This is a genomic window from Tepidiphilus margaritifer DSM 15129, from assembly GCF_000425565.1.
GTDB classification, from domain to species: domain Bacteria; phylum Pseudomonadota; class Gammaproteobacteria; order Burkholderiales; family Rhodocyclaceae; genus Tepidiphilus; species Tepidiphilus margaritifer.
In genome coordinates this window covers 74,427-91,751 of record NZ_KE384397.1, presented here as the reverse complement: position 1 = coordinate 91,751, position 17,325 = coordinate 74,427, and the positions used below count along the sequence as shown (strand labels likewise).

General features: G+C 66.4%; 18 protein-coding genes and 1 pseudogene. 9 read left to right on the top strand and 10 right to left on the bottom strand.

Annotated features, from left to right (window positions below):
* A pseudogene (locus H607_RS0109120) lies at positions 1-301 on the top strand (phage minor head protein); the annotation flags it as partial.
* Between the two features lie 167 nt (positions 302-468).
* Positions 469-702 (top strand): phage virion morphogenesis family protein, encoded by a 234-nt coding sequence (locus H607_RS0109115; RefSeq protein ID WP_028875179.1) that lies wholly within the window; start codon positions 469-471, stop codon positions 700-702.
* Positions 703-760: 58 nt separating this feature from the next.
* On the opposite strand, the gene H607_RS0109110 is transcribed toward H607_RS0109115, so the two are convergent.
* Positions 761-958, bottom strand: coding sequence for a hypothetical protein (locus tag H607_RS0109110; RefSeq protein ID WP_157381292.1), 198 nt, complete (start codon positions 956-958; stop codon positions 761-763).
* A 187-nt stretch (positions 959-1,145) separates the two neighbouring features.
* On the opposite strand from H607_RS0109110, the gene H607_RS13390 reads away from it, so the two are divergent.
* Entirely contained in the window at positions 1,146-1,313 is a 168-nt protein-coding gene (locus H607_RS13390; RefSeq protein WP_157381291.1) for a hypothetical protein, read from the top strand.
* Between the two features lie 90 nt (positions 1,314-1,403).
* Here H607_RS13390 and H607_RS0109100 read toward each other — a convergent pair whose 3' ends face one another.
* The 3 genes from H607_RS0109100 to ubiB all read right to left on the bottom strand — a co-directional run bounded on the left by H607_RS0109100 (position 1,404) and on the right by ubiB (position 3,668).
* A complete protein-coding gene (locus tag H607_RS0109100) occupies positions 1,404-1,775 on the bottom strand; it encodes an HVO_A0114 family putative DNA-binding protein (protein WP_028875177.1) in 372 nt (123 codons plus the stop codon).
* Positions 1,772-2,068, bottom strand: coding sequence for a toxin-antitoxin system TumE family protein (locus H607_RS0109095; protein WP_028875176.1), 297 nt, complete (start codon positions 2,066-2,068; stop codon positions 1,772-1,774). The genes H607_RS0109100 and H607_RS0109095 overlap by 4 nt, the downstream gene beginning before the upstream one ends.
* Positions 2,069-2,141: 73 nt before the next feature.
* Complete coding sequence (ubiB, locus tag H607_RS0109090) at positions 2,142-3,668, bottom strand: ubiquinone biosynthesis regulatory protein kinase UbiB (protein WP_028875175.1); 1,527 nt, start codon at positions 3,666-3,668, stop codon at positions 2,142-2,144.
* Positions 3,669-3,776: 108 nt separating this feature from the next.
* Between ubiB and argS the strand changes: the two genes are divergently transcribed.
* From argS to pdxH, 6 genes are all read left to right on the top strand, one after another.
* Positions 3,777-5,564, top strand: a complete 1,788-nt coding sequence (gene argS, locus H607_RS0109085) for an arginine--tRNA ligase (RefSeq protein ID WP_211218529.1) — start codon at positions 3,777-3,779, stop codon at positions 5,562-5,564.
* Positions 5,565-5,571: 7 nt separating this feature from the next.
* Positions 5,572-6,198: an SPOR domain-containing protein gene (locus H607_RS0109080; RefSeq protein WP_083962007.1), complete on the top strand. Its 627-nt coding sequence runs from the start codon at positions 5,572-5,574 to the stop codon at positions 6,196-6,198.
* A 15-nt stretch (positions 6,199-6,213) separates the two neighbouring features.
* Positions 6,214-6,849, top strand: coding sequence for a thiol:disulfide interchange protein DsbA/DsbL (locus H607_RS0109075; RefSeq protein WP_211218528.1), 636 nt, complete (start codon positions 6,214-6,216; stop codon positions 6,847-6,849).
* 86 nt (positions 6,850-6,935) lie between these two features.
* Entirely contained in the window at positions 6,936-8,198 is a 1,263-nt protein-coding gene (tyrS, locus tag H607_RS0109070; RefSeq protein WP_028875171.1) for a tyrosine--tRNA ligase, read from the top strand.
* A complete protein-coding gene (locus tag H607_RS0109065) occupies positions 8,195-9,691 on the top strand; it encodes a YifB family Mg chelatase-like AAA ATPase (RefSeq protein ID WP_028875170.1) in 1,497 nt (498 codons plus the stop codon). The genes tyrS and H607_RS0109065 overlap by 4 nt, the downstream gene beginning before the upstream one ends.
* A gap of 11 nt (positions 9,692-9,702) precedes the next feature.
* Positions 9,703-10,347, top strand: a complete 645-nt coding sequence (gene pdxH / locus H607_RS0109060; protein ID WP_037990213.1) for a pyridoxamine 5'-phosphate oxidase — start codon at positions 9,703-9,705, stop codon at positions 10,345-10,347.
* Between the two features lie 17 nt (positions 10,348-10,364).
* Here the strand turns inward: pdxH and H607_RS12960 are convergent, their stop codons facing one another.
* The 6 genes from H607_RS12960 to H607_RS0109030 all read right to left on the bottom strand — a co-directional run bounded on the left by H607_RS12960 (position 10,365) and on the right by H607_RS0109030 (position 17,306).
* Positions 10,365-12,362, bottom strand: a complete 1,998-nt coding sequence (locus tag H607_RS12960; RefSeq protein ID WP_028875168.1) for a putative bifunctional diguanylate cyclase/phosphodiesterase — start codon at positions 12,360-12,362, stop codon at positions 10,365-10,367.
* Entirely contained in the window at positions 12,359-13,234 is an 876-nt protein-coding gene (locus H607_RS0109050; RefSeq protein ID WP_028875167.1) for a phosphate/phosphite/phosphonate ABC transporter substrate-binding protein, read from the bottom strand. Before H607_RS0109050 ends, H607_RS12960 begins: the two co-directional genes overlap by 4 nt.
* Before the next feature lie 68 nt (positions 13,235-13,302).
* Positions 13,303-13,911, bottom strand: a complete 609-nt coding sequence (locus H607_RS0109045; protein WP_037990210.1) for a carbonic anhydrase — start codon at positions 13,909-13,911, stop codon at positions 13,303-13,305.
* A gap of 14 nt (positions 13,912-13,925) precedes the next feature.
* Positions 13,926-15,764 (bottom strand): signal peptide peptidase SppA, encoded by a 1,839-nt coding sequence (gene sppA, locus H607_RS0109040; protein WP_037990207.1) that lies wholly within the window; start codon positions 15,762-15,764, stop codon positions 13,926-13,928.
* A gap of 22 nt (positions 15,765-15,786) precedes the next feature.
* Positions 15,787-16,500, bottom strand: coding sequence for a tRNA (guanosine(46)-N7)-methyltransferase TrmB (trmB, locus tag H607_RS12430; RefSeq protein WP_051240797.1), 714 nt, complete (start codon positions 16,498-16,500; stop codon positions 15,787-15,789).
* Positions 16,497-17,306, bottom strand: a complete 810-nt coding sequence (locus H607_RS0109030; RefSeq protein WP_028875164.1) for a thiazole synthase — start codon at positions 17,304-17,306, stop codon at positions 16,497-16,499. The genes trmB and H607_RS0109030 overlap by 4 nt, the downstream gene beginning before the upstream one ends.
* Between the last annotated feature and the right edge of the window lie 19 nt (positions 17,307-17,325).

Below are 17,325 nucleotides of genomic sequence, written 5' to 3'. Positions count from 1 at the left end.
GAGGTTCTTCTCGATTGCATCCACCGAGACAGTCTTGAAGCAGTTGAGCGCGCATCCAGAGATCGCCCCAGCAGAATATGCAATGGTGCAGGGTGTGGTGGACGCGCCGACCCACAAGGCGGTGGACGGTAAAAGCATGATCTACATCCGCGAAGATCAGGAAGACGGCGGTTATGTGCTGGTGGTGAAGGCGACGCAGGTGGGCGAAAGCTTGTGGGTGACGAGCTATCGGCGTCTGTCGCGCAGCGAAGCGGCAAAGGATTCCGAAGTGCGCCGCCTGATCAAGAAGGGTACGAAATGAGGCCGCGCCGGATCAGCCTCGCGGGGATCGCGTGGTGGACTCCCCTCCCCACCACTAGGGCCTTATGACCCCGGCGGGTGAATGTCCCCGCCAACCTTCGGTGTCCGGCGCACCTTCAGCATCTGCCGGGAGATTTTGCCGCGATCCCTTGATAGCAGTATAGCACGATGATAAAGATCGAACTTGATGACCGTGAAGTCCGCCAGGCGCTCGACCGTCTGGCGCGGCGCGTGAATAACCTGACCCCGGCCCTGCATGACGTGGGCCAGGCGCTCATGGAAGGGTCACGCGCGCGCATCGGCGAGGGGCGCGACTGGCAGGGGCGTCCGTTCGCGTCCAATGCGCCTTCCACCCTGGAAAAAAGCGCACTTCGACCTGCTGAAAAGCCGAACGTGGATTGAAATCGGCCGAGCACAGCGAACGCCAGGCGCACAGCGCGGTCGTCTATCTCGACGCGGATCATCGACCATTTCCATCGGCGAGCGTCTGCGCCAGCAGTCGTTCAGTCTCGTCGAGCTCGCGCTGCCATGCCTCGCGACTCACCGGGTTGCTGCTCAGAGCCGCCTGATTCCGGCAGTATGCCGCCCACTGCACGATCTCGCGTCGAGTCGAGAACGGTGTGAGCGGAGAATCAATCAGGACGAATCCAATTTTCATGTCATGCTTCTGACTGCAGCATGGACTCATTTGAATTCCTCCTCCAGTCTTCGGTGTCCGGCGCACTTTCAGGATATTCCTTTAGATTGTGCCGCCAATCCTTGAAATCATCTTGGCATGATAAATAGGATTCCCCGTCACGCAGACTCGGGTTCCAAAGAGCAACTTTGAGCCATACTATTGCCTCATGGATACCCTCCTCGCCGTTCTTGCTCTTCTTCTTGTCGCGATCGCCGCTTGGCTGCTGGCGCCAGCGCTGCCGTGGTGGGGGTTGATTCTCGCTGGCGTTGCGCTCGTTTTGCTCGTTCCTGCAGGCGTTGGCGTCGCTGCCGGGATCATTCAGAAGCGTTTTTGAGTTTTTGCGCCCAAGTTCACCGGATCCTCGGTCGCGCGAGCGCCAGTTGAACTGGCCGGGAAGGTTCTCGAGGCGTTGCCTCGCCGGTTTTCACGCCAGAACGGCAGCCATTACCACCGTTTCTTCCACGGCACGGACTTCCTTGAACCGGCCGTGGCCGGGGAGGGGTTTTTCCTCGACCACGAGCAGCCCCGTACGGGCGAGCTCATCGACGTCACGCTTGACCGCGCTGCGATCCCGCCCCAAGCGTCGGGCAAGGTCGGTGAGCGAACCGGGGCGTTCCTTGGCGGCGCGAAAGAGAGCGATCTTGGCCGCGGTCATGAGTCGGGCGAGATCGGCAGGATCTTCGAATGCGATGATACGTTCGCTCGGCAGGGTGCCACCCTCGTCGACGAGCCGGGCGAGATGGCGTCCCCGCTGGAAGAATGCCTCGACGGGTTCGGTTTTCAGGATTGTTTTCATGTCTTGATTCCCAAAGCGAGCCAGTCTTGCTCGAAGCGAGCCTCGATGTCTGTGAAACTGACGAAGTGGATGGGCTCGACGGTGCCGAAATAATGGCGGTGGTGGTAGCCATGGGCATTGTCATAGCCGAGTACGCGCCCATGGTCGCCCGCAAAGAGGGCATGATTGATGTACGCAAGGTTGTAGCGCACGACCCGCCCCTCTTCATCGACCCAGACTTCCCGGCGCAAGATGCCATTGCCGCGTTTGCGCGAGAGCGTGAAACTTTCGTCGATGATTTTGCGCTCAGCCATGATCAATTATATCTTATCTGAAGGCTGCAATGCAGCAAGGGCTTTGCTGCTTCCTCAGGTTGAAACAACGACATCACCGCCCCCACCACCACCCCGCGGCAAACGCCGTCGCCCAGAGCAACGCCCACACGAGCCGCTCGCGGCGGCGGCTGGCCGCTTCGCGTTCGGCGCGGCGCTCGCGCAGTTTTTCCCGTTCGCGCTCGGCCAGGCGCTCGCTGAGGTCGCGGTGGACGAGGCGCGGCAGCTGCGGCAGGATCTTCGCCCATTGGGGGGCTTCTTCTTCGAGCTGGCGGCGTAGCGCCCGCCAGCCGACCTGCTCGCTCATCCAGCGCTCGAGGAAGGGTTTGGCCGTTTGCCACAGGTCGAGCTCGGGGTCGAGCTGGCGGCCCAGACCTTCGATGTTCAGCAGCGTTTTTTGCAGCAGCACGAGCTGGGGCTGCACTTCCATTTCGAAACGGCGGGCGGTCTGGAAGAGGCGCAGCAGGGTCTTGCCGAAGGAGATGTCCTTGAGGGGGCGGTCGAAGATGGGTTCGCACACGGCGCGGATCGCGCCTTCGAATTCGTCGACGCGCACGTGCGGCGGCACCCAGCCGGCCTCGAGGTGAGCGATGGCCACTCGCCGGTAGTCGCGCTTGAAGAAGGCGAGGAAGTTCTGCGCGAGGTAGTTCTTGTCTTCGTCGGCGAGGGTGCCGACGATGCCGAAATCGAGCGCGATGTAGCGGCCGTCGTCGGCCACGAGGATGTTGCCGGGATGCATGTCGGCGTGGAAGAAACCGTCGCGGAAGACTTGGGTGAAGAAGATTTCCACGCCCATGGCCGAGAGGCGTTTGAGGTCGATCCCTTTGGCGCGCAGCGTCTCGATCTGGGAGATCGGAGTGCCGACCATGCGCTGCATCACCATCACTTCGCGCCCGCAATAGTCCCAATAGACTTCGGGCACGAGCAGCATGTCGCTGCCGGCGAAGTTGCGCCGCAGCTGTGAGCAGTTGGCTGCCTCGCGGATGAGGTCGAGCTCGTCGTGCAGCGATTTGGCGAATTCCGCCACCACTTCGCGCGGCTTGAGCCGCCGGCTCTCGGGCCACAGCGCTTCGAGGAGCCGCGCGGCGGTGTCCATCAGGGCGAGGTCGTGTTCGATCACCGGGGCGATGCCCGGGCGCAGAATCTTGACGGCGACCTGCGTGCCGTCGAAGAGTTCGGCGAAATGCACCTGCGCCACCGAGGCCGAGGCCACGGGGTCGCGCTCGAAGCGGGCGAACACGGCCTCCAGCGGCTTGCCGTAGTGCGCTTCCAGCAGCGCGCGGGCCTGTTCGCTCGGGAAGGGGGGGACGCGATCCTGCAGGAGGGCGAGCTCGTCGGCGATGTCGGGCGGGATGAGGTCGCGGCGGGTGGAGAGCATCTGGCCGAACTTGACGAAGATCGGCCCGAGCGATTCGAGCGCCCGGCGCAGGCGCACGCCGCGGGGCACGGCGCTGCGTCGCCAGAAGAAGAGCCGGCGCCACCAGCGCGTCAAACGCCCCGAAGTGTCGGCTTGGGCAACGATCTCGTCGAGCGCGTAGGCATAGACGATCCAGAAGATGCGAGTCAGGCGCAGCAGGCGCACGGCGGCGACGTTCCACGGGTTGGCCAACGTCCAAGATTAGCGCAAATCGGCACGTTTCGGGCAGAGGGGAGGGCTATAATTGCAGTTTGACGATCGCAGAACCGAGTCATGATGAGCCAAGATCCCTCCCTGTCCGTGTCCGACCCCAAGGTGCTGCTCGCCGCGCTGTTGCGCCAGGCGCTGATGGCGGTCGTGCCGCAATACGCGCATCTGCCGCTCACGCTCGAACGCCCGAAAGCGGCGAGCCATGGCGACTGGGCAAGCAACATTGCCTTGCAGTTCGCCCGCCAGATCAAGCGCAATCCGCGCGAGCTCGCCCAGGAGATCGTTCGTGAGATCACGCCGCACCCTTGGGTAGCCAAGGTGGAGGTGGCCGGTCCCGGCTTCATCAATTTCACGCTCGCGCCGGCGGCGAAGAACGCAGTGGTGCCGCAGGTGCTCGCGCGCGGGGTGCGCTACGGGGCGGGGGAATCCACCGGGCGGCGCATCCTGGTGGAATTCGTCTCGGCCAACCCCACCGGGCCGCTGCACGTCGGCCACGGGCGCGGGGCGGCCTACGGGGCGGCGCTCTCGGACGTGCTCGCCTTTGCTGGCCACACCGTCGAGCGCGAGTACTACGTGAACGACGCCGGCCGGCAGATGGACATCCTCGCGCTCTCCACCTGGCTGCGCTATCTCGAGCGTTTCGGCATCCGCGTCCCCTTCCCGAGCAACGCCTATCAGGGGCGCTACGTCATCGACATGGCAGCCACCATTGCCGAGCGCCATGGCGATCGCTTCGCCAGGGTGCGCGCCGAGGACGTGCTGGCGGGTACGCCGGGCGAACCCGATCCCGAGCGCACCGACCCGCAGGCCGTGGAGCAGCGCGAGCGGCACCTCGATCAGCTCATCGCCAACGCCAAGCGCCTGTTGGGCGAGGATTACGCCTGGATCCACGAGTTCGCGCTCGCCGAGCAGTTGGGCGACTGCCGTGACGATCTGGCCGAGTTCGGGGTGCGGTTCGACCGCTGGTTCTCGGAGAAGAGCCTCTACGACACGGGGATGGTCGAGCGCGCGGTGGAGACCCTGAAGCAGCGCGGCTATCTCTACGAGCAGGACGGCGCCTGGTGGTTTCGCTCCACCGACTTCGGCGACGACAAGGATCGCGTGGTGCGCCGTGAAAACGGTAGTTACACCTATTTCGCCTCCGACATCGCGTACCATTGGAATAAGTACGAACGCGGCTACGATCTGATGATCGACATCTGGGGGGCGGATCACCACGGCTACATCCCGCGCGTGCGCGCGGCGATCCAGGCGCTGGGGCTCGATCCGGAGAAGTTCGAGGTGGCGCTGGTGCAGTTCGCCGTGCTCTATCGCAATGGCGAGAAGGTGTCGATGTCGACGCGCGCAGGCGAGTTCGTCACGCTGCGCCAGTTGCGCGCCGAGGTGGGCAACGACGCCTGCCGTTTCTTCTACGTGCTGCGCAAATGCGACCAGCACCTGGATTTCGACCTCGATCTGGCCAAGAAACAGTCGAACGAGAACCCCGTCTATTACGTGCAGTATGCGCACGCGCGCATCTGCTCGGTGTTGCGCGAGTGGGGCGGGACGATCGAGGATTTGCGCGAAGCGGACGCGTCCTTGCTCACGAGCGATGCGGCGCTCGATCTGTGCGTGCGCTTGCAGGCATTTCCCGAGGTGGTGCAGACGGCGGCCAGTGAGCGTGCACCGCACCACATCGCGTTCTATCTGAAGGATCTGGCATCAGACTTCCACGCCTGGTACAACGCCGAGCGTATCCTGGTGGAAGAAGAGCCATTGCGTCTGGCGCGGCTGGCGCTCGCGGCGGCGGTGAAAACGGTGTTGGCCACGGGTTTGGGGCTGCTCGGGGTCTCGGCGCCAGAGTCGATGTGAGGGGACGATGATGCGCGTTTGCCGTAGGGTAGGAAAAGAGTGGGGCGGGACGCTGCTCGGCATCCTCCTCGGCTTGGCGCTGGGCGCGATCCTCGCTTTCGGGATCGCGTGGTGGTTTACCCGCAATGCCCCGTTCCCTGGCCAGACGCCGGCGGAAAAAAACCAGGGAACCCCGGCGGGCACGACGCCGGCCGAGACGAAGTTCGATTTCTACAAAGTCTTGCCCGAAGGGTGGAACGGCAACGACGGGAAAACCCAGAAACCCGCCGAGCCGCCGAAGACGACCGACGCCAAAACGCCACCGCAGCCGACCACCGTGGTGCCGACGCCTCCGGTGACGCCGCAGGTCGCCGCCATCGCGCCCGAGCCGCCGAAAGCTTCCGAACCGCCGAAACCGCAAGGCACGGAGCGGCTCTACTGGCAAGTAGGGGCTTTCGCCACCGAGAAAGAGGCGAGCCGAGTGCGCGCCGAGCTGGCGTTGGCTGGGATTCCTTCCACGGTGGAACCGGCCCGGATGCCCGATGGTCGTACGCTCTACCGGGTGCGCACCGGCCCCTACGCCAGTCAGGACGAAGCTCAGGCGGCGCGGGCCCGGCTGTTGGCGGCGGGCTATGCCCCGACGCTGGTCAAATGAGGAGCGACGAGGACGATGAAGACAGAAGGTATCGACCGCAGGCGGTTTCTTCAGACCCTGGGCCTACTGGCCTTGGCTGGGGCAGGCAGTGTGCAGGCCCAGGAGGGCAAGACGTACGTGGAGCTCTCCCCGGCCCAGCCAACCATTCCCGGCAAAATCGAGGTGATCGAATTTTTCCATTATGGCTGTCCGCATTGCCGGCATCTCGATCCGCTGGTGGAAGGATGGAAGAAGACCTTGGGTGGGGATGTGGCGTTTCATCGCTCGCCCGTGATCTGGGGGCAGGGGGCGCTCGCAGGACTGGCGCGGTTGCATTTCTCGCTCGATGCAACCGGTCAGCTCGAGGCGTTGCATCCGAAGATCTTCGCGGCAGTGCAGGACGAGCGCCGTCTCGTCTATGATCGCGACGGCGCACGCGCCTGGGTGCAGGAAAACGGCGGCGACGGCAAGGCGGTCTACGATGCCTGGACCTCTTTCGGCGTGGAGACGCGCGTGAAGGAGGCCGATGCGCGTGCCCGCGCCTACAAGATCGACGGGGTGCCGACCCTGGCGGTGGGAGGGCGCTATCTCACGTCCGCCTCGCTCACGGGCAGCCACGAGGCGGCGCTCAAGGAAGTCGACCGGCTGATCGCCCAGCTGCGCCGCGGCTGACGGGGGCCCGCTTTCGTGGGAAAATCCAATTTTTCCCATGAACGGGGCGGGGCGAATCGTCCTGCCGGCGACGAGGATCCGAATCGATGGACGTATTGGAGGATTTGCGCGCGCGCGGACTGATCGCGCAGACGACCGATTTTTCGGCGCTGCAGCAGCGCCTGCAGGAAGGTCAAATCACGCTCTACTGCGGTTTCGACCCGACCGCCGACAGCCTGCATCTGGGGCACCTCGTGCCGGTGCTGGTGCTGCGCCGATTCCAGCAGGCGGGGCACCGGCCCATTGCGCTGGTGGGCGGGGCGACCGGCATGATCGGCGATCCGAGTTTCAAGGCCAACGAGCGCAAACTCAATTCGCTCGACGTGGTGGCGCAATGGAGCGAGCGCATCCAGCGCCAGCTCGAACCCTTCCTCTCTTTCGAGGGCGGCAATCCCGCGATCCTGGCGAACAACTACGACTGGTTCGGCCGCATGAACGTGCTCGACTTCCTGCGCGAGGTCGGCAAGCATTTCTCGGTCAACGCCATGATCAAAAAGGAATCGGTGCAGCAGCGCCTGGCGCGCGACGAGGTGGGGATTTCCTTCACCGAGTTTGCCTATAGCCTCCTGCAGGCCTACGATTTCGTCGAGCTCTACCGCCGCCATGGTTGCCTGTTGCAGATCGGCGGCTCGGATCAGTGGGGCAACATCACCGCCGGGATAGACCTGGTACGGCGCTTGTGCCGTGCCGAAGTCTATGGGCTGACGCTGCCGCTGGTGACCAAGGCCGACGGCACGAAGTTCGGCAAGACCGAATCCGGCGCAGTGTGGCTCGACCCGCGCAAGACCTCACCCTACAAGTTCTATCAGTTCTGGCTCAACACGGCCGACGCCGACGTCTACAAATTCCTGCGCTACTTCACCTTCCTGTCGGTCGAGGCGATCGCGGCGATCGAAGAGGAAGACCGGCGGCGCGACAAGCCGCAAGCGCAGCGGATACTCGCCGAGGAAGTGACGCGGCTGGTGCATGGCAGCGAGGCCCTGCGCGCGGCCGAGCGCATCAGCGCGGCGCTCTTCTCCGGCTCGCTCGAGGCGCTCACGGAAGAAGATTACGCCCAGCTCGCGCTCGATGGCATGCCCACGGCGGCCTTGTCGCGCGAGCAGAGCGGCCTGGTGGATGCGCTCGTGGCCGCGGGGCTGGCGAAGTCGAAGAGCGAGGCGCGTACCTTCATCGGTAGCGGCGCGGTGGCGGTCAATGGCGTGAAAGTCACGGCGCTGGACGCGGTGATCGGCGACTCCGACCGGCGCTTCGGCCGCTACACGGTGCTGCAGCGCGGCAAGAAAAACCACTGTCTGATCGTCTGGGGATGAACCTCGCCACGGTGCTCACGCGTGCGGCCACTGGCGTCGAGACGGCGCGGGTGGCGGTGGAGGTGCATCTGGCCAACGGCTTGCCCGCGTTCAACCTCGTGGGTTTGCCCGATGCCGAGGTGCGCGAGGCGCGTGAGCGCGTGCGTGCTGCGATCCTCACCGCCGGGCTGGAGTTTCCGCCGCGGCGCATCACGGTCAATCTCGCCCCGGCCGATCTGCCCAAGAGCGGCGGACGGTTCGATCTGCCCATCGCGGTGGGCTTGCTCGCGGCAAGCGGTCAGGTGCCGCCCACGGCGCTCACCGATCACGAATTCCACGGCGAGCTGGGGTTGGACGCGAGCGTGCGGCCGGTGCGCGGCGTGCTGGCCGCGGCCCTGGCGGCGCGGCGCGAGGGCCGACGCGTGGTGGTGCCTCGCGCGAACGCCCATGAGGCGTTGCGAGTCGGGGCGGAGACGGTGGCGGTGGCATCGCTTGCCGAGCTCGTCGCCTGGCTGCGCGACGGACGCCTGCCGGCGCCGCCCGAGCCGATGGCAGAGACGGCAGGCTCCGCGTGGCCGGACCTTGCCGAGGTCAAGGGGCAGGCGGGGGCGCGGCGGGCGCTGGAGATCGCCGCGGCTGGCGGACATTCTCTGCTCCTCTACGGACCGCCGGGTACCGGCAAGTCGATGCTGGCGCAGCGTCTGCCGGGGATTTTGCCGCCGATGACGGAAGAAGAGGCGATCGAGACCGCGGCGGTGTGGTCGAGCGACGGGCGTTTCACGCCGCAACGCTGGCGGGTGCGTCCTTTTCGCGCGCCGCACCACAGCGCTTCGCCCGCGGCCATCGTCGGCGGGGTGGGCAGCGGCGGGGCGGTGCGACCCGGCGAGATCTCGCTCGCGCACGGCGGTGTGCTCTTTCTCGACGAATTGCCCGAATTCGAGCGCCGGGTGCTGGAGGCGTTGCGCGAGCCGCTCGAAACGGGGCGGGTGGCGGTGGCGCGGGTGAAGGAGCGGGTGGAATACCCTGCTCGCTTCCAGCTCGTGGCGGCGATGAATCCTTGCCCCTGTGGCTACCTGGGCGATCCGTCCGGGCGTTGCCGCTGCACGCCGGCGCAGATCGAGCGCTACCACGCCAAGCTCTCCGGGCCCCTGCTCGACCGCATCGACCTGTGGGTGGAAGTGCCGCGCCTGCTGCCGGAGACGCTCGCCGCGGCCGCGCCGGGGGAGTCTTCGGCGCAAGTGCGCGCTCGGGTGCTCGCAGCGCGTGAGCGGCAACTGGCGCGCCAAGGCAAGGAGAATGCGCGGCTCTCCGGCAGCGAACTGGAAACGCACGGCAGGGCGGGCGAGCCGGCGCTGGCCTTGCTCGGGCGGGCGATCACCCGGCTCGATCTCTCGGCGCGGGCCTATCACCGCATCCTGCGCTTGGCGCGTACCATCGCCGATCTGGCGGGCCATGAGACGATCGAGCCGGCGCACGTGGCCGAGGCCGTGCAGCTGCGCCGGCTGCCGTTCTAAAGGGAAACACCATGACGCGCATCGATCTGCGCCACGTGCGCCGCGAACACGACCGCGATACGCTCGACGAGGATCGCATCCATCCGGATCCCTTGATGCAGTTTCGCGCCTGGCTCGAGGAGGCGATCGACGCCGGCGTGCCGGAGCCGAATGCCATGACCGTGGCCACGGTAGATGAGCGCTGCCGCCCGTCGACGCGCCCCGTGCTTCTCAAGGAGGCCGACGAGCGCGGCCTCGTGTGGTACACGAACTATCTCAGCCGCAAGGGGCGCGAGCTGGAGCACCATCCCTTCGCCGCCCTGCAGTTCTTCTGGCCCGATCTGGAACGGGTGGTGCGCATCGAGGGTCGGGTCGAGAAGGTCTCGCCCGAGGAGTCGGACGCCTACTTCGCCCAGCGCCCTCTGGCGGCTCGCCTCGGCGCCTGGGCGAGCGAGCAGAGCCAGCCGATCGCCTCGCGCGCCGACATCGTGGAGCGAGTCGCCCGCTATGGGCTCAAGTTCGGCCTCAATCCGCCGCGCCCGCCACATTGGGGCGGATTCCGGCTGATTCCGGATTACTGGGAATTCTGGCAGGGCCGTCCCTCGCGCCTGCACGATCGCATCGCCTACCGTCCCGACGGCGCCGGGGGGTGGGTTCGCCAGCGTCTGGCGCCGTAGTTCATTCACGCCACCCTTCAGAGCTCGGAGAGCGGCTGGGGTTTGTGCACCGCGTAGCCCTGCAGATAGTCCACGCCCAGCTCGCGCAGCGTGGCGATGATGGCGTCGTTTTCCACGAATTCGGCGATGGTGGCCATGCGCATGAGCCGCGCCAGGCTCACCATGGTCTGCACGATCACCCGGTCTTCGCGCCGCTCGTGCACGTGGCGCACGAATTGGCCGTCGGCCTTGATATAGTCGGCGGTGAAACGGCGCAGATAGCCGAAGGAAGAGGTGCCCGAGCCGAAATCGTCGAGCGCGATCGCCGCGCCCAGGCCGCGCATCCGCGTGATGAAGGCCACCGCCACTTCGGTCTGCTCGATCACGGTGCTCTCGGTGATCTCGAAGACCAGGCGCTCTGGCGGGATGCCATGTTCGCGGAGCAGGGCTTCGAGATACTCGACCCAGCCTTCGTCCGACAAGGTCTGCCCCGAGACGTTGAGGCTGATGACGTCGGCCGGCCACGGGCGATTCTCGGCGAGCCGCCGCCCCAGGTCTGCCATCACCTTGCGCACCACGATGCGGTCAATGCGCGGCATGAGCTGAAAGCGTTCGGCGGCGGAGAGGAATACGCCCGGCGTGAGCCGTTCCCCTCGCTCGGTGACCAGCCGCATGAGGATCTCGGCGTGCAGCCGGCCTTCGCCCACGGGAACGATGCGCTGCACCCAGGGTTCGAACGCCTCGGTGCGGATGGCGTTGAGGAGCACCGGCAGCAGCTCGATCTCACGGCGGCGCCGCTCCACCCAGGGATGGGTGGGGAGGTAATTGACGACGCGGTTGCCGCCGAGCTGCTTGGCGACGTAGCTGGCGATGTCGGCGGCGATCTTCAGGTCGGCCACGGTGGAGGGGACGCGGTCGGCGCGTACGAGTCCGATGCTCGCGGCCACCGTCAGGTTGAGGCCGTTGTCGGTGATGGGGTGGGCCAGGATCTTGGCGCCGATCTCGCGCGCGAGCGCCTCGTTGGGTGCATCCTCGCTCGTCCCCACCCAGCAGGCGGCGAATTCGTCGGCATCGTGGTGCGCGAGCACGGCCTGTTCGACGCGCGGGGGAATGATCTCTTCCATGAGGCGGGCGACGTCGCGCAGGACACGGTCCCCCGCCTCGTGGCCGCAGCTGTCATTGACGGCGGCGAAATGATCGAGATCGATGGCGCAGACCCAGATTCGCCCCGGTTCGTAGCGTTGCAGGAGGTTGTCGAGCGCCTCGTCGAAATAGATGCGGCTGTGCAGGCCGGTGAGCGCGTCGTATTCGATGCGGTGGCGCAGCTCGTCGATCCTTGCGGCTACGGCGTCGGCGAGCGCGTTGAGACTCTGCGCGAGCACGCTCACTTCGTCGCTGCCGCTCACCTCGGCGCGGCGCGAGAGATCGCCCGCGGCGAGCGTCTGGCTCAATTCGGCCAGGGCGACGAGCCGTCGTGCGAGCCGCCGTGCCACGCCGTCGAGCAGCACGCCACCCAAGGCGAGGGAGAAGAGCAGGAGCAGGGCGGTGCTGAGGATGAGCCGTTCGCGACCCGTTTCCAAGGGGGTGAGCGAGATGCCCAGCACGAGGCTACCGAACGAGATGGGTTCTCCTCCTGCCGTACTGGCGACGGAATGATACCATACGCGTACGGGCCGCCCATGCCATTCGAGTTGAGCACCATGAGGAGGGAGAGCTTGCGTGGAATCTTGCCAGCCGTAGGAGGCCACCGGTCGGCCGTCTTCGTCGAGGACGACGGCGAACGCGACGGTCTCTCCGCCCAGCAGGGCCTGCAGCCGATCCTGCAACTGCTCGTAGTCGTGCGTGAGTAGAGCCTGGCGGGCGAGGGTGTCGAGCTGGCGTGTGTAGTGCAGGGCCTCGCGCTCGGCGGCACGTAACAGGGCTTCGTCGAGGGCCCGCCAATGGGCATAGGTGAATCCGGCGACGATGATGATGAGGACGGTACCCGCGGCCAGCAGGATTTGGATGCGAAACGGAATGCGGCGTAGCCAGTTCATCGTGAAGGCCCTTGCGAGTAAACATAGCGCCGATCCAGGATCGGCAGAAAAGGAGCCATTTCGGCGAAATCGGCCTCGGTGAGCGGGACGAAGCGGCGATAGCCCGTTTCGGTGAAGAATCGGCGCCCCGCCTCGGTTTCATGGAAGGAGAGGAGCGCGGCCCGGAAGCGCGTGCGCAGGGCCTCGGGCAGGCTACGGCGCGCTCCCGCCATGAGATGGGGTACGTCGGGACCGAAAGGCACGGCGTACAGCGAAGGGTACTTGGCGCGAAACTGGCCATAAACGGTGTTGGCGACGATGGCGTAATCGACGCTGCCGTTGGCGAGCGCCTGCATCGAGGCGCCATGCGAGGCGGTGAGCACGAGGGTGAAGTCGCGCTGGGGCACGAGACCGAGGCGGTCGAGGGTTTCGCGGGCGACGAGCGAGACGATCGAGTCGGGGTCTCCCAGGGCGATGCGCCGCCCACGCAGCGCCTCTGGATCGGCCAGGGGAGGCGTGTCGCGTGCCACGAGGAGGGCCGAGAGGCGCACTTCGTATTTGGCTTCGAGCTCCCAGTCGCCGCGGGTGGCGAGCCAGACGGCGACGTGCGGTGGCATGATGGCCAGATCGAATTCGCCGGCCAGGAGCGCCTTGGTATAGGCATCGTAGGTGGGGCGGGTGGAGAAACGCAGCGGCCGACCCAGCGCCTGGGCGAGCGTGTCGAGCAGCCCCTTGTGCAAGGTGAGAAGGACCTCAGCCGTGCGAAAGGGCTGGATGCCGAAGCGCAGGGGTTGCGCTTCCTCGGCGGCGCGCACGCCGACGATTCCGCCGAGCGCAAGACTCATCAGCGATTGCACCCAGCGACGACGGGCGAGGTTCGTGCGGGATTCCATGGTGGCTCAGGGGTTTTTACGCCTCTCCATTTTAGATTCGTTCAGGAAAATTTTCCCGGAAATTTTTCTCAGCTCTGCGGCCCGCGCGACACGCCGAGATCTTCGAGGAGTCCATCGCCGACGTCGTAGATCCAGCCGTGCAGCATCGGCCCCTCGCCGCGATCCCAGGCGCGGCGAATGACGGGGTTTTGCGCCAGGCGCTCGATCTGGGTGATGACGTTCATGCGCACGAGGCGGTTGGTGCGCTCGGGTTCGGGCAGGGCGTCGAGCTCGGCGCGGTGCTGGAGGTAGAGTTCGCGGATGGGATGCACCCAGTGTTGCACGAGCTCGGGGGCGTCGGCGCGGATGGCGGCCTTGACACCGCCGCAGTCGGAATGACCGACGATGAGGATGTGGCGCACCTGCAGGCGGGCGACGGCGAATTCGATGGTGGCCGCGCAGCTCAGGTCGGCCGCTTGCACCTGGTTGGCGATGTTGCGATGTACGAAGACTTCACCGGCGGTGAGCCCGATGAGTTCGTTGGCGGGCACCCGGGCGTCCGAGCAGCCGATCCAGAAGAATTCCGGCTGATGGATGTTTTTCAGGCGTTCGAAGAAAAGGGGGTCGCGCCCGCGCATGGCCTCGGCCCAGGCGCGGTTGTTGGCGATCAAGGCATCGATTTCAGGGGGACGGAGCATGGAGGGTCCTTTCCTCAAGGTGCGGCGCACAGACAATGGGCATAGAGGCCGCGGCGGTCGGTGAAAGAGGAGAGCAGGCGGCGCGGTTCGGCGAGCGAGACGCCCGGCGGGAGCAAGCCCAGAGCTTGCAGGCGGCTGTCGAACTCGTCGCTGCGCCCTTCGAAGAGCAGTTTCATCAGCACGTCACGGGCGGAGAGTGGCGGCAGCAGCCAGCGTACCGGTGCCTGCGGGAGCTTGGCGCGTTCGCGGGCGCGATCGAGGGCCGCGTCCAGTCCTCCGAGGGTGTCGACCAGGCCGAGTTTTTGCCCCGTTTCGCCGAGCCAGACGCGCCCCTGGGCGATCGGCTCGACTTCGGTTTCCGGGATCTTGCGCCCTTCGGACACCACCGCAAGGAATCGGCGATAGCCGTGTCCGATTTCGGCCTGCACGGCGCGGGCCACGGGATCGGCGAGCGGTACCCGGGGGTCCAACCCGTCGGCGAAGGGCCCGGTCCTGACGCCGTCGGTATGCACGGAGAGTTTGTCGAGCAGTCCCGTTACTTCCGGGAAGAGGGCGAAAATGCCGATGGAGCCGGTGAGGGTGAAGCGGTCGGCGAAGATCTCGTCGGCGGCCGAGGCGATCCAGTAGCCGCCGGAGGCGGCCGTGCCGCTCATGGAAACGATCACGGGTTTGCCGGCTTCCTTGACGCGCAGCACGGCACGGCGGATGCGTTCGGCGGCGAAGGCGCTGCCGCCGGGGGTGTCGAGGCGCAGGACCACGGCCTTGATGGTTTCGTCGTCGGCGGCGTCGTCGAGTCGGTCGACGATGCTGTCGGCCGCGGCGAGCCCGTCACGCGGCGGCCCGTCGATGAGGGTACCCTGAATCGGCAGGATGGCCACCACCGGGGTCGTGGCCGAGGGCAGGGCGGGGGTCGTGGCCCGCAGGTAGTCGTCGAACGCGACGTCTTCGGCTTTGTCGCCTTCGTGCCCATACTGTTCGAGGAGCCCATCGTGCCAGTCTTCGTAGCTCTTGAGCTGATCGACGAGGCGCTCGGCCTGGGCTGCCTTGGCCGAATCTCCTCCATGCGCGGCGAGCACCTCGTCGTAGCGCTCGCTGTAGCGGCGCAACACCGCGGGTGTGAGCGAACGATCGCGGACGAGGTCGTCGAGTAGGCGCTGCCAGATGCCGCCGATCAGATCCTGGGTGACGTCGCGCTCTTCGGGCGACATGTCGTTGCGCGTGAAGGGTTCGACGAAGGATTTGTGCTTGCCCACGCGGAAGGCGTGCACCCGTACTCCGAGGCGGTCGAACGCGTCGCGGAAATAATTCTGGGTGACGGCCACGCCGGGCAAGAGCACCATGCCCTCGGGATCGAGCGTGACTTCCTGCGCCGCGGCGGCGAGATAGTAGGCTTTTTGCGGCAGCGCGTCGCCGTAGGCATGAACCGGCTTGCCGGCTTGGCGCAGCCGGGCGATCGCCCCACGCAGCTCTTCGATCTGGGCGAGCGAGGCTTTGCCCAGGCGGCTGAGATCGAGCGCCACCGCGAGCACGCGATCGTCCGTGCGGGCGCGCTCGAGGGCATCGAGTACGTCGCGCAGCACGATGGGGCCTTCGCCCTCTTCGAACGAGCGCAGCGAGCGCAGGCCATCGGGCAGTGGCGGTTGCTCGACGAGGTCGCCGTCGAGTGCGAGCGTGAGTACGAAGCGCGGCGGCAGTTTGAGCGCCGGTTCCCATTGGCTGACGAAGAGCGCCACGAGAAAAACGAGCACCACGAGGCCGATCGCGAGCCGTCCGAGCAGTTCGACGAGGCGCAGCGGCAGCAGGATCAGCCAGCGCAGCGCCCGCCACAGGGCGCGCAGGGGGCGAACATTCATGAATGGACTCCTGGCCAAAACATCATGTCGTTTCTACGCGGCGGCGATAGACGAAATCCCACACGCCGTGTCCCAGGGCGCGGCCACGGCGCTCGAACTTGGTCTCGGGGCGCCAGGACGGCCGCTCGGTGGGGTCGGGATGGATTGATTCCAGACGGGGTTCGGCCGAGAGCACTTCCTGCATCCATTCGGCGTAGTCCTGCCAGTCGGTGGCGCAGTGCAGGTAGCCGCCGGGGGTGAGCCGTTCGGCGGCCAGCGCAACGAAACCGGGCTGGACGATGCGACGCTTGTGGTGGCGCTTCTTCGGCCAGGGATCGGGGAAGAAGAGGTGGATGCCGGCGAGCATGCCAGGAGCGATCATGTGCTCGAGCACTTCGAGTGCGTCGTGCTGGATGACGCGCAGGTTGGTGAGCCCCTGGGTCTCGATGAGGTTGAGGAGATTGCCCACGCCGGGGCCGTGCACCTCCACGGCGAGGAAATCGGTGCCGGGGTTGGCCGCAGCGATCTTGGCCGTGGTCTCACCCATCCCCGAGCCGATTTCGAGTACGAGCGGGGCGCTGCGACCGAAGACGCTCGGCGCGTCGAGGGGCTCGGGGCGATAAGGGAGGCCCCAGCGCGGCAGCAGGGTGTCGAGGGCGCGGCGCTGCGCTTCCGTGAGCCGCCCCTGGCGCAGCACGAAGGTGCGGATGCTGCGGGTCGATAGATGCCCGCGCTCTGCGTTGGGGGCCTCCGTCATGGCGTGGGCCTGCCGATGACGCCGGTGAGCGGCGAGCTCGGGTCGGCGGAGTAAAACTTGCGCGGCATGCGCCCGGCGCGCCAGGCTTCGCGCCCCGATTCGACTGCCAGGCGCATGGCACGCGCCATGCGTATCGGATCGCGGGCCTGGGCGATGGCGGTGTTGGTGAGCACGCCGTCGCAGCCGAGTTCCATGGCGATCGCCGCATCGGAGGCCGTGCCCACGCCCGCGTCGACGATCACCGGCACGCGGATGCGCTCCAGGATGAGGCGCAGGTTCCAAGGATTGAGGATACCCATGCCCGAGCCGATGAGCGAGGCGAGCGGCATGATGGCCACGCAGCCCATTTCTTCGAGCAGCTGTGCCTGGATGGGGTCGTCGGAACAATACACCATGACCTCGAACCCCTCGGTCACGAGTCGCTCGGCGGCCTTGAGCGTTTCGGGCATGTTGGGATAGAGCGTTTCGGCATCGCCCAGCACTTCGAGTTTGACCAGGGTGTGGCCATCGAGGAGCTCACGCGCGAGCCGCAGCGTGCGCACGGCTTCTTCGGCCGTGTAGCAGCCGGCGGTGTTGGGCAATAGGGTGAAGCGCTCGGGCGGGAGGTAGTCGAGCAGATTGGGTTCGTCCGGGTTCTGGCCGAGATTGATGCGGCGGATCGCCACGGTGACGATCTCGGCGCCGGAAGCCTCGATCGCCGCGCGCGTCTGGGCGAAGTCGCGGTATTTGCCGGTGCCTACCAGCAGGCGGGAGCGGAAGCGGCGGGCGCCGAGCGTGAGGAAGTCGGTATCGTCGGGTTCGGTCATGATGGTCGGGGAGAGGAGG

Coding starts and splice junctions, on each gene's coding strand:
- H607_RS0109115 (WP_028875179.1), top strand. CDS start 469: ATGATAAAGATCGAACTTGATGACCGTGAAGTCCGCCAGGCGCTCGAC.
- H607_RS0109110 (WP_157381292.1), bottom strand. CDS start 958: ATGAAAATTGGATTCGTCCTGATTGATTCTCCGCTCACACCGTTCTCG.
- H607_RS13390 (WP_157381291.1), top strand. CDS start 1,146: ATGGATACCCTCCTCGCCGTTCTTGCTCTTCTTCTTGTCGCGATCGCC.
- H607_RS0109100 (WP_028875177.1), bottom strand. CDS start 1,775: ATGAAAACAATCCTGAAAACCGAACCCGTCGAGGCATTCTTCCAGCGG.
- H607_RS0109095 (WP_028875176.1), bottom strand. CDS start 2,068: ATGGCTGAGCGCAAAATCATCGACGAAAGTTTCACGCTCTCGCGCAAA.
- argS (WP_211218529.1), top strand. CDS start 3,777: ATGATGAGCCAAGATCCCTCCCTGTCCGTGTCCGACCCCAAGGTGCTG.
- H607_RS0109080 (WP_083962007.1), top strand. CDS start 5,572: ATGATGCGCGTTTGCCGTAGGGTAGGAAAAGAGTGGGGCGGGACGCTG.
- H607_RS0109075 (WP_211218528.1), top strand. CDS start 6,214: ATGAAGACAGAAGGTATCGACCGCAGGCGGTTTCTTCAGACCCTGGGC.
- tyrS (WP_028875171.1), top strand. CDS start 6,936: ATGGACGTATTGGAGGATTTGCGCGCGCGCGGACTGATCGCGCAGACG.
- H607_RS0109065 (WP_028875170.1), top strand. CDS start 8,195: ATGAACCTCGCCACGGTGCTCACGCGTGCGGCCACTGGCGTCGAGACG.
- pdxH (WP_037990213.1), top strand. CDS start 9,703: ATGACGCGCATCGATCTGCGCCACGTGCGCCGCGAACACGACCGCGAT.
- H607_RS12960 (WP_028875168.1), bottom strand. CDS start 12,362: ATGAACTGGCTACGCCGCATTCCGTTTCGCATCCAAATCCTGCTGGCC.
- H607_RS0109050 (WP_028875167.1), bottom strand. CDS start 13,234: ATGGAATCCCGCACGAACCTCGCCCGTCGTCGCTGGGTGCAATCGCTG.
- H607_RS0109045 (WP_037990210.1), bottom strand. CDS start 13,911: ATGCTCCGTCCCCCTGAAATCGATGCCTTGATCGCCAACAACCGCGCC.
- sppA (WP_037990207.1), bottom strand. CDS start 15,764: ATGAATGTTCGCCCCCTGCGCGCCCTGTGGCGGGCGCTGCGCTGGCTG.
- trmB (WP_051240797.1), bottom strand. CDS start 16,500: ATGACGGAGGCCCCCAACGCAGAGCGCGGGCATCTATCGACCCGCAGC.
- H607_RS0109030 (WP_028875164.1), bottom strand. CDS start 17,306: ATGACCGAACCCGACGATACCGACTTCCTCACGCTCGGCGCCCGCCGC.